This is a genomic window from Micromonospora sp. WMMB235 (assembly GCF_001855515.1).
Taxonomy (GTDB): Bacteria; Actinomycetota; Actinomycetes; order Mycobacteriales; family Micromonosporaceae; genus Micromonospora; species Micromonospora aurantiaca.
Map to the genome: position 1 here is coordinate 4959035 of NZ_MDRX01000001.1, position 14442 is coordinate 4973476.

The following is a 14442-nucleotide window of genomic DNA, read 5'->3' on the forward strand; positions in this document are numbered from 1 at the left end:
ATGGACACCGTCCTGATCGAGGGGGACATCACCGCCCAGCAGGTCGACGCGATAGTCAACGCCGCCAACTCGTCGCTGCTCGGCGGCGGGGGAGTGGACGGCGCGATCCACCGGCGCGGCGGGCCGGCGATCCTGGAGGAGTGCCGGGCGTTGCGCGCCTCCCGCTACGGGCGCGGGCTGCCCACCGGCCAGGCGGTCGCCACCACCGCCGGCAACCTGCCCGCCCGCTGGGTGGTGCACACTGCCGGCCCGGTCTTCTCGCCGCGCGAGGACCGGTCCGCGCTGCTGCGCGACTGCTACGCCAACAGCCTGCGCGTCGCCGACGGGCTGGGCGCGACCCGGATCGCGTTCCCGCTGATCTCCGCCGGGATCTACGGCTGGCCGGTCGAGGACGCGGTGGCACAGGCGCTCAGCGTGCTGCACGCGACCACCCCGGAGCACGTCGCCGAGGCACGGCTGGTGCTGTTCGGCGCCGACACGTACGCCACAGCGGTGCGGGTGGCCGCCGGGCTCAGGTGAGTTTGCGCCGGCACGACCACTGGCTGTCCACCGGCCGGTAGCCGAGCCGCTCGTTCACCGCCAGCATCGGCGCGTTCGCCTCGTCGTTCGAGGTGTACGCGGTGCGTACCCCGCGCGCCGCGGCGGCGTGCAGCGCGGCCTGCTTGGCCAGCCGGGCCAGCCCGCGCCCCCGGTACGCGGGCAGCGTGCCGGTGAAGTCCGACCACATCCGGTCGCCGTCCCGCTTCACCAGGCTGAGTGCGACCAATTCGCCGTCCACCTCGGCGAGCATGCTCGCCTCCCGGTCCAGCCCCGGGTTGTCCCAGCACTCGTGCCGCCACAGGTCGAAGTCGAGCGAGTCCGTCGGCACGTCCCCCGGCTCGTCCCGGGACGACTCGGCGTCCACTCGGTGCACCAGGCGGGGGTCGAGCCCGGCGGCGGACACCAGCCGTACGCCCGGCGGCGCCTGCGGCATCGGCGGGGCGGTGCTCAGGTCCAGCGCCGAGTAGCGCAGCTCCCGGCTGGGTGTGAAGCCGTGCCGCTGCGCGAACGGCAGCGACTCGGTACGCGCATGGGTCAGCACCCGGGTGGACCCGAGCGTCCGCAGGTGACCGAGCGCGGTGTCGAACAACGCGGTGCCGGTGCCCCGGCGGCGATGCTCCGGGTGCACGTGCAGCGTGGCGATCTCGCCCACGCCGGGCGTCGACGTCTGCGTGTTGCGGTACGCCGACACCCAGCCCACGACCTGCCCGTCCGCCTCGGCGACCCAGGCCGCCCAGTCCTCGCCGGGCGGTGGTTCGGCGATCATGCGGCGGGTCGACTCGACGCCCCGCACCAGGTACGGGTAGACGAGCGCGCGCAACGCCACCACGGCGGGCGCGTCCTCGGCACGGGCGGGACGGATCAGGGCTCCACTCATCCGGCGGACCCTAGCCCCGCCGCCGCCCGCGCCGCGACCGGTTAACGCGCGGCGGGCGGGTCGCCCGGCGGGCTGTTAAGAAGGGCCCCCTCCTCTACCTGAGGCGTTAAGAGGGGGCCCTTCCTTACGCGGACTCGCGTAGCACCAGCTCGGTCGGCAGCACCAGCGCCTGCTCGACCTCCTCGCCCGCGGCGATGCGCAGCAGTTGCCGGGTCATCGACCGGCCCAGCTCCACTATCGGCTGCCGCACGGTGGTCAGCGGCGGCTCGGTGTAGGCGGCCGTCTCGATGTCGTCGAACCCGATCACCGCCACGTCCTCGGGCACCCGCCGCCCGGCCTCCCGCAGCGTGCGCAGGGCGGCGTGCGCCATCAGGTCGGAGGCGGCGAACACGGCGTCCAGCTCCGGGTCGGCGGCGAGCAGCTCGCGCATCGCGGCGGTGCCGGACTCCCGGGTGAAGTCGCCGTACGCGACCAGCTCCGGCAGCCCGGCCTCGGTGATCGCGGTGCGGTAGCCGATCAGCCGTTCGATCCCGGCGACCATGTCCTGCGGGCCGGCGATGGTGGCGATCCGCCGCCGACCGCTCGCGATCAGGTGCCGGACCGCGGTGCTCACGCCGCCCTCGTGGTCCACGTCCACGTACGGCACGTCGGCGCCGTCGAGCGGCCGGCCGCTGCACACCACCGGGATGCCGAGGCGGGCCAGCCGGCCGGGCAGCGGGTCCTCGCCGTGCAGCGAGGCGAACAGCACCCCGTCGACGTGCCGCCCGGTGGTGTACCGCTCGACCCGTTCGTGCCCGGCCGGCGAACCGGCGAGCATCAGCACGAGCTGCTTGTCCGCCGCCTCCAGCTCCTGTGCCGCGCCCCGGATGATGCCCGGGAACACCTGGTCGTCGGAGAAGACCCGGGTGGCCGCCTCGGGCATCACCAGCGCGACCGAGTCGGTCCGCTGGGTGACCAGGCTGCGGGCGGCGAGGTTCGGGACGTACCCGAGTTCCTCGACCGCCCGGCGTACCGCCTGCCGGATCGGCTCGGCGACTGTGGTCGAGCCGTTCACCACCCGGGAGACGGTGGCCCGGGACACGCCGGCCAGCCGGGCCACCGCCTCCAGGGTCGGTCGCTGTGCCGTCGTCATCCCCGTAACCACCACCTCGTCACAGCCCGTTCCGGGCGATCACCTCCTGGTACCAGCGGGCACTGCGCTTGGGTGTGCGCCGCTGGGTCAGGTAGTCGACGTGGACGATCCCGAACCGCTTCCGGTAACCCTCGGCCCATTCGAAGTTGTCCAGCACCGACCATACGAGATAACCACGCAGGTCCACGCCGCGGGCGATGGCTTCGTGCGCCGCGCGCAGGTGCCCGTCGAGGTAGGCGACCCGGTCGGCGTCGGCCACCCCGCCCTGCTCGTCGAGGTCGGTGTCGGGGAACGCCCCGCCGTTCTCGGTGATCATCAACGGTAGCCCGGGATAGTCGGCCGCGACGCGTTCCAGCAGCCGGGCCAGCCCGGCCGGCTCGATCGACCAGCCCATCTCGGTCAGCGGCCCGGCCGGCGGCAGGAACTCGACCGCCCCGGCGGTGCCCGGGTACGCGGCACCTCCCGTGCCGTCCGCCCGCCCGGCCACGTAGGTGGGCGCGTAGTAGTTCAGGCCGAGCAGGTCCAGCGGCGCGGCGATCAGCTTCTCGTCCCCGTCCCGGACGAAGTCCGGCGCGACGATCCGGCTGACGTGGGCCAGCACGTCCGCCGGGTAGCCGCCGCCGGTGAGCGGGTCCAGGAAGATCCGGTTGTGCAGGCCGTCGACCAGCCGGACCGCCTCGGCGTCAGCGGCGCTGCCCGCGTCCGCCGGTTGCACGTCGGCCAGGTTGAGCGTGATCCCGAGCGTCTCCGCGCCTGCCGCGCGCAGCGCCCGCGCCGCCAGGCCGTGGCCGAGCAGCAGATGGTGTACGGCCCGGAACGCGTCACCGGCGTCGCGGCGCCCCGGCGCGTGCACGCCCGAGCCGTACCCCAGGTAGGCCGAGCACCACGGCTCGTTGAGCGTGGTCCAGGTGCGCACCCGGTCGCCGAGACGGCCGTGCACGGCGAGCGCGTACTCGGCGAAGTGCTCGGCGGTCTCCCGGACGGTCCAGCCGCCCCGGTCCTCCAGCGCCTGCGGCAGGTCCCAGTGGTAGAGCGTGACGATCGGGTCGAGGCCGGCGTCCAGCAGCGCGTCGGTCAGCCGGTCGTAGAAGTCGAGCCCGCGCGGCTCGACCGGGCCGGTGCCGTCCGGCCGCACGCGGGGCCAGGACACCGAGAACCGGTACGCCCGCAGCCCCAGGTCGGCCATCAGCGCGACGTCCTCGGCGTACCGGTGGTAGTGGTCGCACGCCACGTCGCCGGTGTGGCCCTGAAACACCGCGCCCGGCGTACGGCTGAAGGTGTCCCAGATCGACGGGCCGCGACCGTCCTCGCGTGCGGCGCCCTCGATCTGGTACGCGGCGGTGGCCCCGCCCCAGACGAAGCCCTCCGGGAATCGGACGTTGCTCATGCCTTGACCGCACCTTCCATGATGCCGCCGATGATCTGGCGGCCGAAGACGACGAACACCAGCAGCAGCGGCAGCGTGGCGATGGCCGTGCCGGTGAACACCTGCGACATGTCCTGGTAGTACCCGTCGGAGAGGGCCCGCAGCGACAGCTGCACCGTCGGGTTCTCCGGGTCGTTCAGCACCGCGTACGGCCACAGGAAGTCGTTCCAGGTGGTCATGAACGTGAGCAGGCCGAGGACGGCGGCGGCCGGGCGCAGCGCGGGCAGCACCACGTTCCAGTAGATCCGCGCGGTGTTGCAGCCGTCCATCCGGGCCGCCTCGATCAGCTCGGTGCTGACCGCCTGGCCCGCGTACTGGCGCATCATGAATACGCCGAAGCCGGTCACCAGCGCCGGCACGATCACGGCGGGCAGCCGGTCGTTCCAGTTCAGCTTCGTCATCAGCAGGTAGAGCGGGATCACGCCGAGCTGGGTGGGGACCATCATGGTGGCGACGATGACCAGCAGCAGCGCGTTGCGCCCGCGGAAGCGCAGCTTGGCGAACGCGAACCCGGCCAGCGTGGAGAAGAACACCACCGAGATCGTGACGGTGGTGGCCACGATCGCCGAGTTGATCAGGCCGGTCAGGAAGTACGCGTCGGTGTTGTCGAACAGCCGGGCGATGTTGGCGCCGAGGTTGCCGCCGGGCGTGAGCGGCGGCGGCACCTGCCCCATCGTGTCGCTGGTCCGGCTGGCCACCACGAACATCCAGTAGATCGGGAAGATCGACAGGATGGCCGAGAGCGTCAGCGCCAGGTAGGTGAGCCGGCTTGCCGACCAGAGGCGGGTCATCGGGAGACCTCCTTGCGGGAGCCGCCGCCGAGCCGGCGCAGGAGCAGGACGTTGATCGCCGCGACCACAGCGATGAGCGCGAACAGCAGCCAGGCGACTGCCGAGCCGTAGCCGAAGTTGTAGTGCGGCGCGAAGGCGTTCTCGAACATGTACATGGTCACCGTCTGCGACTCCCGCAGCGGCCCGCCGCGGATCGCGTTGGTGCCGGAGTTGAACATCCGCGGCTCGGTGAAGAGCTGGAGGCCGCCGATGGTGGAGATGATGACCGCGAAGATGATCGTCGGCTTGAGCAGCGGCACCGTGATGGACCAGAACTGCCGGGCCCGGCCGGCGCCGTCGATCGCCGCCGACTCGTACAGGTCGCGGGGGATGGCCTGCATGGCGGCCAGGAAGATCAGCGCGTTGTAGCCGGTCCAGCGCCAGTCGACCATCGTGGAGATGGCGACCCAGGCGGCGAACCGGTTCGCCTTCCAGTCGATCGCGTTGATCCCGACGTGGTCGAGCAGCCAGTTGATCATGCCGAACTCGCGGCCGAACAGCACCGCGAACACGATCGCCACGGCGGCGGTCGACGTGACGTTCGGGATCAGCACCGCCATCCGCCAGGTGGTACGGGCGCGCAGCTGCCGGTTGAGCAGGTTGGCCAGCCAGAGCGCTGCGAGCAGCTGGGGGACCGTGGAGATCACGAAGATGCCCAGCGTGTTGACGACCGAGTGCCAGAAGTCCGAGTCGGCGAGCAGCTGGGTGTAGTTGTCGAAGCCGATGAACGGGTGCTCGGCGCCGAGCAGGTCCCAGTCGTGCAGCGAGACCCAGAACGTGTACGCCAGCGGGTACGCCCCGAAGACGCCGAACAGCAGGAAGAACGGGGCGATGAACAGGTACGGCGAGTACTTGGTGTCGATCCGGCTGAGCCGGTTGCCCAGGCCGGGACGGGTGGGGCGGGGTGCCGGTGCGACCGGCGGGCGGGCGTCGAGCTGGACGGCCATGACCCGGGACTCCTTTCCGCCGTGCGGGCGGCCCCCGTGGCCGGGTGGCCGCCCGCACGCGCTGCTCGGGTTACTTGGCGGCGGCCTTCTCGGCGTTGGCGACCGCGTCGGTCCAGCCCTGCTCCGGGGAGCGCTTGCCCAGCTCCACGCTGCGGACGGCGTTCTCGACCTCGGTGCGTACGGCCTGGTTCTTCGGTCCCATGTAGACCGGCTTCAGGCTCTTGGCGCCCTCGGCGAAGATCTTCCCGACCGGTGCCTCGGAGAAGTAGGCGTTCTTCGAGTCGATGATCGCCGGATCCTCCAGCGCCTGCGGGGACGAGGGCAGCGGGCCCTTCGCCTTGAACGCGCCGATCTGACCCTTGGCGCTGGTCAGGAACTTGGCCAGTTCGATCGCCTCGGCCTGGTGCTTGCTCTGCTTCGGCACGGCGAGGAACGAGCCGCCCCAGTTGCCGCCGTTGCCGGGGATCTGGGCGATGTCCCACTTGCCCTTGGCGGCGGCGCCGGCGTTGCCCTCGATCACGCCGGTCATCCAGGCCGGGCAGGCGATGGTGGCGAACTTCGACTGCTTGAACGCCGACACCCACTCCTCGGACCAGGAGCCGTACTTGCCGGACAGCCCCGAGTCGATGATGTCCATCGTGGTGTCGTACGCCTGCTTCACCGCCGGGTTGCTGCCCACGACGAGGTTGTTGCCGGTGTCGTAGTAGCTGTAGCCGCTGCTGTTGCCGGCGGTCTGGAGCAGGATCGTGTTGAACGTGTTCGTCGCGGCGTCCAGGAACGAGGCGCCCGTCTTCTTCGCGGTGAACTGCTCGCCGACCTTGATGTAGTCCTGCCAGGTGGGCCAGAGCTTGGACACCGCGTCGCGGTCGGTGGGCAGGCCGGCCTTGGCGAACAGGTCCTTGCGGTAGCACATCGCCATGCCGCCGACGTCGGTGCCGAGGCCGATGAGCTGCTTGCCGTCGGCGGTGAGCCCCTGGTTCCACTTCCAGTCGAGGAAGTTGCCCTTCAGGTCGGCCGCGCCGTGGTCGAGCAGGTTGACGAAGTTCTGCGGGTTGGCCTTGTACTCGACGAGCAGGCCCTCCTCGATGGCCACCACGTCACCGGCGCCCTTGCCCGCGGCGAGCCACTGGGTGAGCTTCGGGGAGTACTCGTCGAGGTTGCCGCCGGTGCCCCGCTCGACGATCTTCACGCCGGGGTGGCTGGCCATGTACTCCTGGTAGAGGTCGGCGTAACCGAACTGGCCGAAGACGTCGACGGTGAGCGTTATCGGCCCGTCGGCGGCGGCATCGTCGCCGCCGCCGCAGGCGGTGGTGCCGAGCAGTGCGGTGGCGGCCACCAGGGCCACCGCCGCCAGGCGGCGGCGCGTGAAGGTGAGCATGCTGTCCTGACCTCTCGGGTCGTCGAAACGGGTGGTGGAAGGCGGTTCCGGAACTTAGAGAGCGCTCTCACGACAGCGTGGTGGAGGGTCGTGGACCTTGTCAAGAGAGCGCTCTCAGAGGTGTCCGAAAAGAAGGAGAGGGGCGATCGTCGCCCCTCTCCGTCCGGTGCCCGTCGTCAGCCGACCCGTAGGCCGCCCAGCAGGGAACGGTCGCCCGCCACGTCCAGCGCGTCGAAGCTGATCCGGCCCATCAGCGCCAGCAGCAGATCGCTCGCCGTGCCGGCCACCTGCGCCCGCGCGCGGTGGTCGTCGTGGTCGAGGATCGTCGCGGTGTCCAGCAGCGCGACCCCCTCACCCCGCAACCGCAGGTACCACTCCTGCGCGGCATCGGTCGCGTTCAGCTGAACCACGCCGCGCCACTGCCCGGCATGCATCCGCCGTCCCGCCGGCAGCCAGGTGTCCAGCACCTCGCTCACCCCGTCGGCCGCGAGCTTCGCCTCGATCGGATCACCCGCACCGATCGCGAGCTGGGCGTCCCAGCGGTGCACAGCCGTCTCGTGCGCCAGCCGGCGTGGCCAGAAGACCGCCTTCTTCGGCTGCGGCGCGAAGTTCCAGGCCGGCGCTTCCGGGTCCGTCGCCTCCAGCAGTGCGCTGATCCGCTCGTACTCCTGCGTGAACCACTGCGCCGCGGTCAGGCCCGCCGGGGGCTCCGGGTCGTGCCGCTCCGGGCGGGTCGCGATGCCCGCGGTCAGCACGGTGCCTGCCCAGGCGTACGCGCGGGTCAGGTGATGAGCGAGATCGGTGACGGTCCAGCCGGGACAGGACAGCACGGGTGTCTCGGGCGGCGCCTCAGCCACCGCCGCGGCGAAGGCGGGGCCCTCCGTGCGCAGCGCGCCGATCCAGAAGTCCTTCGTGTGGTGCAGTCTGCTCATCGCCATCCTCCCGGGGGTGACCGGGCCACCAGTGGGTGCTCCGGCTACCCCTCAGCCTAGGGTGAAAGGCGTGTCAGACGTCTACGCCGAACCGGCGACTGCCGGTGACCCGACCGATCCGGCCACCCTGGCGCGCTACACCACGCTCCGGCTCGGTGGCCCCGCCGGGCGGCTGGAGATCGCCGGCGACGCCGCCCAGATCGTACTGAAGGTGCAGGAAGCGGAAGCCCGGGAGCAGGCCGTGCTGGTGCTGGCGGGCGGTAGCAACGTCGTGATCGGCGACCAGGGCTTCCCCGGCACCGTCGTGCTCGTCCGCTCCCGGGGGTTCCGGACCGTCGCCGAGGACGGCGACACCGTCACGGTACGTGTCGAAGCCGGCGAGCCGTGGGACGACCTCGTCGCCGCCACCGTCGAGCGCGGCTGGTCCGGGCTGGAGTGCCTCTCCGGCATCCCCGGGTCGGCCGGCGCGACCCCGATCCAGAACGTCGGCGCGTACGGCCAGGAGGTCGCCGAGACGATCGTCGCAGTCGAGGCGTACGACCGGACGGAGCGCCGGGTGGTCCGGATCCTGGCGGCCGACTGCGGGTTCGTCTACCGGGGCAGCATCTTCAAGTACAGCGACCGCTGGGTGGTGCTCACCGTCGACTTCCGGCTCACCCGGTCCCCGCTGTCCGGCCCGGTCCGCTACGCCGAACTGGCCCGGGCGCTCGGCGTCGAGGTGGGCGACCGGGTGCCGCTCGCCGACGCCCGCGCCACCGTACGGAAACTGCGCGCCGGCAAGGGCATGGTGCTGGACGCGGCCGACCCGGACACCTGGTCGGTGGGCTCGTTCTTCACCAACCCGGTGCTGCCGGGCGAGGCGTTCGAGCAGGTACGGGAACGCGCTGCCGACCTGGGGGAGCCGCCGAACTGGCCGGGCGCCGACGGGGCGGTGAAGGTCAGCGCGGCGTGGCTGATCGACAAGGCCGGGTTCGGCAAGGGGTACGCGGGCCCGGAGGGCGTCGCCATCTCCAGCAAGCACACGCTGGCGCTCACGAACCGTTCCGGCACCGCCAGTACGGCCGCGCTGGTGGCGCTGGCCCGCGAGATCCGCGACGGCGTCCAGTCCCGCTTCGCCGTGACCCTCCACCCCGAGCCAGTCCTCATCAACTGCACCATCTGACCCCGCTTTCGCCCCTGCCCCGCCTCACCCCCGCACACCCTCGCGCGGCCCCGCCCGCCTCACCCCCGCGATCTTGCACTCCCGGCCCTCGAGGCAGGCGTTTCGACCCGTTTTACCGGGGCGGCAAGTGCAAGATCAACGCGCCGTGAGAGGGCTCGGCGGGGCTCGCCGAGAGCGGGGCTTCGCGGAAGGGTGGGTGTCGTCGATCTTGGAGTTGTGGTACCTCGCGAAATGCGCTTAGTGGGCATTCGAGGCGCCACAACTCCAAGATCGACGGCTAACTGCCAGCGGCCAGGGGGCGCGGCGGGCGACTAGCGCGGGTGCGGTGCGGTCAGCGGGGGGCTACGGCGGGCCAGGGGAGCGTCAGGTAGCCGTGGCGCCACGTGCGGGGGTTGCCCCGGACCGGCCAGCCTGACTCCTTCACCGCCTCGACCGTCCGCAGCCATCGTTGCCGAGGACCGAACGGGGCGTAGCCGGCGGCCGAGCGCCACGCCTGTTCCAGCGCCTCGATCAGGTCGTGGACGCGTTCACCCGGAACGTTGCGGTGGATCAGCGCCTTCGGCAGCCGTTCGGCGAGCGTGGCAGGGCTCTCCAGCGTGGTCAGCTTCGCCGACAGCGTGAGCGTGCGCGGGCCGGTGGCGTCGAGCAGCACCCAGGAGCCGAGCCGCCCCAGTTCGTCGCAGGTGCCCTCGACCAGCAGCCCGCCCGGCGCGAGCCGCCCGGTGACCGTGTGCCAGGCGTCGGCCACCTCGCTCTCGTCGTACTGGCGGAGCACGTTGAACGCCCGCACCAGCGCGGGACGCAGTCCGGCCAGCTCGAAGCCGCCCCTGGCGAACGTCAGCCCGGGTGGGTCGGCGGCGGGGCGGGCGGCGGCGACGCGTACCGGATCGATCTCCAGGCCGACCACCCGCACGTCGGCGCGGACCCCGGCCGCGAGACGGGCCCGCAGTTCGACGGGTGTGACCGGGGTGGCGCCGTAGCCCAGGTCCACCACGAGCGGGTCGGCGGCGGCGCGCAGCGCGTCGCCGCAGGTCTCGACGATCCAGTTGTCCACCCGCCGGAGCCGGTTGGGGTTCGTCGTGCCCCGGGTGGCCACGCCGAGCGGACGCTCCATTAGGACGTCCGGTGCACCTTGTGCTGCGCGGCCTGGGCCAGCGGGCGGACCACGAGCTGGTCGATGTTGACGTGGTGCGGGCGGGTCGCGCACCAGGCGACGCAGTCGGCCACGTCGTCCGCAACGAGCGGTTCGGCGACTCCGGCGTAGACCGCCTCGGCCCGGTCGGTGTCACCGCCGAAGCGCACCAGGCCGAACTCCTCGGTCTTCACCATGCCGGGGTCGATCTCGATCACCCGGACCGGGCGGCCGCACAGTTCGAGCCGGAGCGTGCCGGCGATGGCGGTCTGGGCGTGCTTGGCGGCCGTGTAGCCGCCGCCGCCCTCGTAGACCACGTGCCCGGCGGTGGAGCTGACGATCACGATCGTGCCGGCGCCGGAGCGCTCCAGCGCCGGGAGCAGCGCCTTCGTGACGCGTAGCGTGCCGAGCACGTTGACGTCGTACATCCATTGCCAGTCGCCCACGTCGGCCGTCTCGACCGGGTCCAGGCCGCGGGCGCCGCCGGCGTTGTTCACCAGCAGCGTGACCGGCCCGGGTGCGGCCTCGGCGGCGGCGGCCAGGCCGGCCACCGACTCGTCCGAGGTCACGTCGCAGGCCACCGCTGTCGCCGCGCCGCCGGCCGCCTCGATCTCCGCCACGAGCGCGGCCAGCCGGTCGGTACGCCGGGCGGCGGCCAGCACGTGGAATCCCTCGGCGGCGAGCCGGCGGGCGGTGGCCGCGCCGATCCCGCTGGACGCCCCGGTGACGATGGCGACTGAAGTCATCCGGTCATTGTCTCCCGTCGCCGGGCCGGGCGGCGGGATGAGGTCCGTCACGCCCGGGACCCGGCGGAAAGCATTTCCGTACCCCGATGGGGAAGATGACATCCGGCACACGGGTTGACCGAGAAGCGCCGGTCGTGCGGGACGGCATCAACCGTGACAGAGGGAGCGGACGTGGCGGATTTGCACACCGGTGTCGGTCGTCAGCGAGGTGCCCTTCCGTGGCCGCGGCCCCGCCGTATCGCCACCCTGTCGGTGCACACGTCGCCGCTGCACCAGCCCGGCACGGGTGACGCGGGCGGCATGAACGTCTACATCCTGGAGGTTGCCCGGCGGCTGGCCGAGGCCGACGTCGAGGTGGAGATCTTCACCCGTGCCACCGCCGGTGACCTGCCCCCGGTGGTCGAGGTGGCACCCGGCGTATCCGTCCGGCACGTCACCGCCGGACCGCTGGAAGGGCTGACCAAGGAGGAACTGCCGGGTCAGCTCTGCGCCTTCACTGCCGGGGTGCTGCGTGCCGAGGCGGCCCGCCCGCCGGGCCACTACGACCTGATCCACTCGCACTACTGGCTCTCCGGTCAGGTCGGCTGGCTGGCCAAGGAGCGCTGGGGCGTACCGCTGGTGCACACCGCGCACACGCTCGCCAAGGTCAAGAACGCCCGCCTCGCCGCAGGGGACCGTCCCGAGCCGAAGGCCCGGGTGATCGGCGAGGAGCAGGTGGTCACCGAGGCGGACCGGCTGGTCGCCAACACCCGGGTCGAGGCCCGCGACCTGCTCGACCGGTACGCGGCCGAGCCGGACCGGGTGGCGGTCGTGGAGCCCGGCGTCGACCTGGACCGGTTCCGTCCCGCCGCGGGCGACCGGGACGCCGCGACCCGGGCCGCTCGCCGCCGGCTCGGCCTGCCGACCGACGGGTACGTGGTCGCGTTCGTCGGCCGGATCCAGCCGCTGAAGGCGCCGGACGTGCTGGTCCGCGCCGCCGCCGCGCTGCGCGAACGGGATCCGGCGCTGGCCGGCGAGCTGACCGTGGTGATCTGCGGCGGTCCGAGCGGCACCGGCCTGGACCGGCCCACCGCGCTGATCGAACTCGCGCACGCGCTCGGCATCGCCGACCGGGTGCGTTTCCTCCCGCCGCAGACCGGCGCGGACCTGCCCGCCCTCTACCGGGCCGCGGACCTGGTCGCGGTGCCGTCGCACAACGAGTCGTTCGGGCTGGTCGCGCTGGAGGCCCAGGCGTGCGGCACGCCGGTGCTGGCCGCCGCCGTGGGCGGCCTGGTGACCGCGGTACGCGACGGCGTCAGCGGCATGCTCATCGACGGGCACGACCCGGTCGACTGGGCCCGCGCGCTGGCCCGCCTGCTGCCCGATCCGGTACGCCGTGCCGCGCTGGGCCGCGGCGCCGAGCGGCACGCCCGGGACTTCTCCTGGCACCGCACCGCCTCCGGCCTGCTCGCGGTCTACGGGGAGGCGATCACCGAGCACCGGGCCCGGCTGGCGCGGCGGTGCGGCGACCCGGCCCTGCTGTGTTCCTGGTGATCCGCCACCCGGCGGCCCCGGTACGCCGGTCGTAGAGTGGGTGCGATGAGCCGCAGGAGTGAGGTCGCCGCGCTGATCGAGTCCGTCTGCGCGGAGCGTGAGCTGGAGTGGGAGTCCACCGGCGAGGCGTCGTACGCGGTGACGCTGCCCGGCACGCACAAGCTCAAGACGATCTGCAACCTGATCGTGGGTGAGCACGCGCTGCGGGTCGAGGCGTTCGTGATGCGGCAGCCCGACGAGCGCCGCGAGGAGCTGTGGGCCTGGCTGCTCCAGCGCAACGCCCGCATGTACGGCGTCTCGTTCTCCATCGACTCGGTCGGCGACGTCTACCTGACCGGGCGGGTCAACCTGGCCGGGATCGACGCCGACGAGCTGGACCGGCTGCTCGGTTCCGTGCTGACGTACGCCGACGAGTCGTTCGACAGCATGCTGGAGATCGGCTTCGGCACCGCCATCCGCCGGGAGTGGGAGTGGCGGGTCAAGCGCGGTGAGTCGACAGCCAACCTGGCCGCGTTCGCGCACCTCTTCGAGCCCTCCGCCACTGCCGGATCGTCCGCCGGAGGTTCGGAGCCCTCCTGACGGGTATGCCGCCCCGCGCGGTGCGGAGCACTGGGACCCACCGCGGGCCGAGGACGGACTGTCGAGGAGCGTGTCCCATGGCTCAGCGCAACAGCTCAGGTCGCGGCACGACTGCGACCCGGACCAAGCGGCAAACCGGCAATCAGACGCCGAACACCCCGAGGGTGTCGGAGTCGGCGATCTCCCGGATGAAGGTCGACGACCTCCGCAGCCAGCTCAAGCGGCGCGGGGTCTCGGGGATCTCCGCGCTGCGGAAGCCGGAACTGGTGAAGACCCTGGCGCGGACCATGCGCGGGGAGGGCGGCGCCGCCCGGCGGGGCACCGGCCCGGCCGGCCGGCCGTCGGCGACCCGCAAGAGCACCGCCGCCAAGAAGACCACTGCGGCGAAGCGGACCACGTCGGCCCGCCGCAGCGCCACGTCGCCGGCGAAGGCCGCGCCGGCCGCACGCGCCACCGGCGCCAGGGCCAAGGCGACGGGTACGCGCAAGGCGGCGCCCGCCCGAGCGAAGGCGACCTCGTCCCGCGCGAAGACGGCCTCGTCCCGCGCGAAGGCGACGCCGGCTCGGGCCAAGGCGGCTCCGGCGCGTGCCAAGGCCGCCCCGGCTCGCGCGAAGGCGGCTCCGGCTCGGGCGAAGGCCGCTCCGGCTCGGGCGAAGGCGGCTCCGGCTCGCGCGAAGGCGGCCCCGTCGCGGGCCAAGGCGGCGCCGGCTCGGAAGACGTCGTCCGCCCGGGCGCAGGCGGCGCCGACCCGTGGGCCGGCGTCCAGCCGGTCGATCGGATCGTCGCAGCTCATCACGTCCCTCGCGGACCGGCCGGAGCGTCCGGGCCGGAGCCTGGTCACCCGTAACCACGAGGTGATCCAGCGCTGGGCGAGGGCGCGGGGTGCGAAGCCCGCCACCATCGCGGGTACCGAGCGCGAGGGCCGGCCCGGGGTGCTGACGTTCAACATCCCCGGGTACCGGGAGAGCAGCCGGATCCGCGAGATCACCTGGAACGACTGGTTCCGCACGTTCGACCTGCGGCGGCTGAACCTGATCTACCAGGAGCAGATGCGGGACGGCCGGCAGAGCAACTTCTTCCGGACCGAGAACCCGAATCGCGAGGACGGCTGAGGTTTGCGGGAATGGCCGACGGGAACCCGGTGTTTGCCATTCCAGGGACGACAACACGGACAGCCGGGTTTCCGACACGGGCGCTGTGACGGGCAAGACAGCGATCTGGGTTGAAT

14 protein-coding genes are annotated in these 14442 nt (G+C 72.4%); 5 read left to right on the forward strand and 9 right to left on the reverse strand.

Annotated elements, in window-relative coordinates:
* Window positions 1-519 carry an O-acetyl-ADP-ribose deacetylase gene (locus tag BFV98_RS21860; RefSeq protein WP_071097631.1) on the forward strand — a complete coding sequence of 173 codons (519 nt, stop codon included), beginning with the start codon at window positions 1-3 and terminating at the stop codon, window positions 517-519.
* On the opposite strand, the gene BFV98_RS21865 is transcribed toward BFV98_RS21860, so the two are convergent.
* From BFV98_RS21865 to BFV98_RS21895, 7 genes are all read right to left on the reverse strand, one after another.
* Window positions 512-1417 carry a GNAT family N-acetyltransferase gene (locus BFV98_RS21865; RefSeq protein ID WP_071097633.1) on the reverse strand — a complete coding sequence of 302 codons (906 nt, stop codon included), beginning with the start codon at window positions 1415-1417 and terminating at the stop codon, window positions 512-514. The genes BFV98_RS21860 and BFV98_RS21865 overlap by 8 nt on opposite strands.
* A 124-nt stretch (window positions 1418-1541) precedes the next feature.
* Window positions 1542-2549, reverse strand: a complete 1008-nt coding sequence (locus BFV98_RS21870; protein ID WP_013288792.1) for a LacI family DNA-binding transcriptional regulator — start codon at window positions 2547-2549, stop codon at window positions 1542-1544.
* A 19-nt stretch (window positions 2550-2568) separates the two neighbouring features.
* Complete coding sequence (locus tag BFV98_RS21875) at window positions 2569-3936, reverse strand: GH1 family beta-glucosidase (RefSeq protein WP_013288791.1); 1368 nt, start codon at window positions 3934-3936, stop codon at window positions 2569-2571.
* On the reverse strand, window positions 3933-4766 hold the full coding sequence (locus BFV98_RS21880) for a carbohydrate ABC transporter permease (RefSeq protein ID WP_013288790.1): 834 nt from the start codon (window positions 4764-4766) through the stop codon (window positions 3933-3935). The genes BFV98_RS21875 and BFV98_RS21880 overlap by 4 nt, the downstream gene beginning before the upstream one ends.
* Entirely contained in the window at window positions 4763-5752 is a 990-nt protein-coding gene (locus BFV98_RS21885; protein ID WP_013288789.1) for a carbohydrate ABC transporter permease, read from the reverse strand. Before BFV98_RS21885 ends, BFV98_RS21880 begins: the two co-directional genes overlap by 4 nt.
* Before the next feature lie 70 nt (window positions 5753-5822).
* Entirely contained in the window at window positions 5823-7130 is a 1308-nt protein-coding gene (locus BFV98_RS21890; RefSeq protein WP_013288788.1) for an extracellular solute-binding protein, read from the reverse strand.
* A 176-nt stretch (window positions 7131-7306) separates the two neighbouring features.
* Window positions 7307-8062 carry a maleylpyruvate isomerase family mycothiol-dependent enzyme gene (locus tag BFV98_RS21895; protein ID WP_013475131.1) on the reverse strand — a complete coding sequence of 252 codons (756 nt, stop codon included), beginning with the start codon at window positions 8060-8062 and terminating at the stop codon, window positions 7307-7309.
* A 70-nt stretch (window positions 8063-8132) separates the two neighbouring features.
* Here BFV98_RS21895 and BFV98_RS21900 point away from each other — a divergent pair, with 70 nt between their 5' ends.
* On the forward strand, window positions 8133-9224 hold the full coding sequence (locus BFV98_RS21900; protein WP_071097634.1) for a UDP-N-acetylmuramate dehydrogenase: 1092 nt from the start codon (window positions 8133-8135) through the stop codon (window positions 9222-9224).
* Between the two features lie 331 nt (window positions 9225-9555).
* Here BFV98_RS21900 and BFV98_RS21905 read toward each other — a convergent pair whose 3' ends face one another.
* Both BFV98_RS21905 and BFV98_RS21910 read right to left on the reverse strand, forming a co-directional pair.
* Window positions 9556-10338 carry an SAM-dependent methyltransferase gene (locus BFV98_RS21905; protein WP_071097636.1) on the reverse strand — a complete coding sequence of 261 codons (783 nt, stop codon included), beginning with the start codon at window positions 10336-10338 and terminating at the stop codon, window positions 9556-9558.
* The gene (locus BFV98_RS21910; protein WP_013288784.1) at window positions 10338-11102 is read right to left on the reverse strand and encodes an SDR family NAD(P)-dependent oxidoreductase; all 765 of its coding nucleotides are present in this window, start codon (window positions 11100-11102) and stop codon (window positions 10338-10340) included. Before BFV98_RS21910 ends, BFV98_RS21905 begins: the two co-directional genes overlap by 1 nt.
* A 171-nt stretch (window positions 11103-11273) precedes the next feature.
* Between BFV98_RS21910 and mshA the strand changes: the two genes are divergently transcribed.
* The 3 genes from mshA to BFV98_RS21925 all read left to right on the forward strand — a co-directional run bounded on the left by mshA (window position 11274) and on the right by BFV98_RS21925 (window position 14326).
* Window positions 11274-12635 (forward strand): D-inositol-3-phosphate glycosyltransferase, encoded by a 1362-nt coding sequence (gene mshA / locus BFV98_RS21915; RefSeq protein ID WP_071097637.1) that lies wholly within the window; start codon window positions 11274-11276, stop codon window positions 12633-12635.
* Between the two features lie 45 nt (window positions 12636-12680).
* Window positions 12681-13214, forward strand: a complete 534-nt coding sequence (locus BFV98_RS21920) for a YbjN domain-containing protein (protein WP_013288782.1) — start codon at window positions 12681-12683, stop codon at window positions 13212-13214.
* Between the two features lie 287 nt (window positions 13215-13501).
* Entirely contained in the window at window positions 13502-14326 is an 825-nt protein-coding gene (locus tag BFV98_RS21925; protein WP_369830087.1) for a hypothetical protein, read from the forward strand.
* The last annotated feature ends 116 nt before the right edge of the window (window positions 14327-14442 follow it).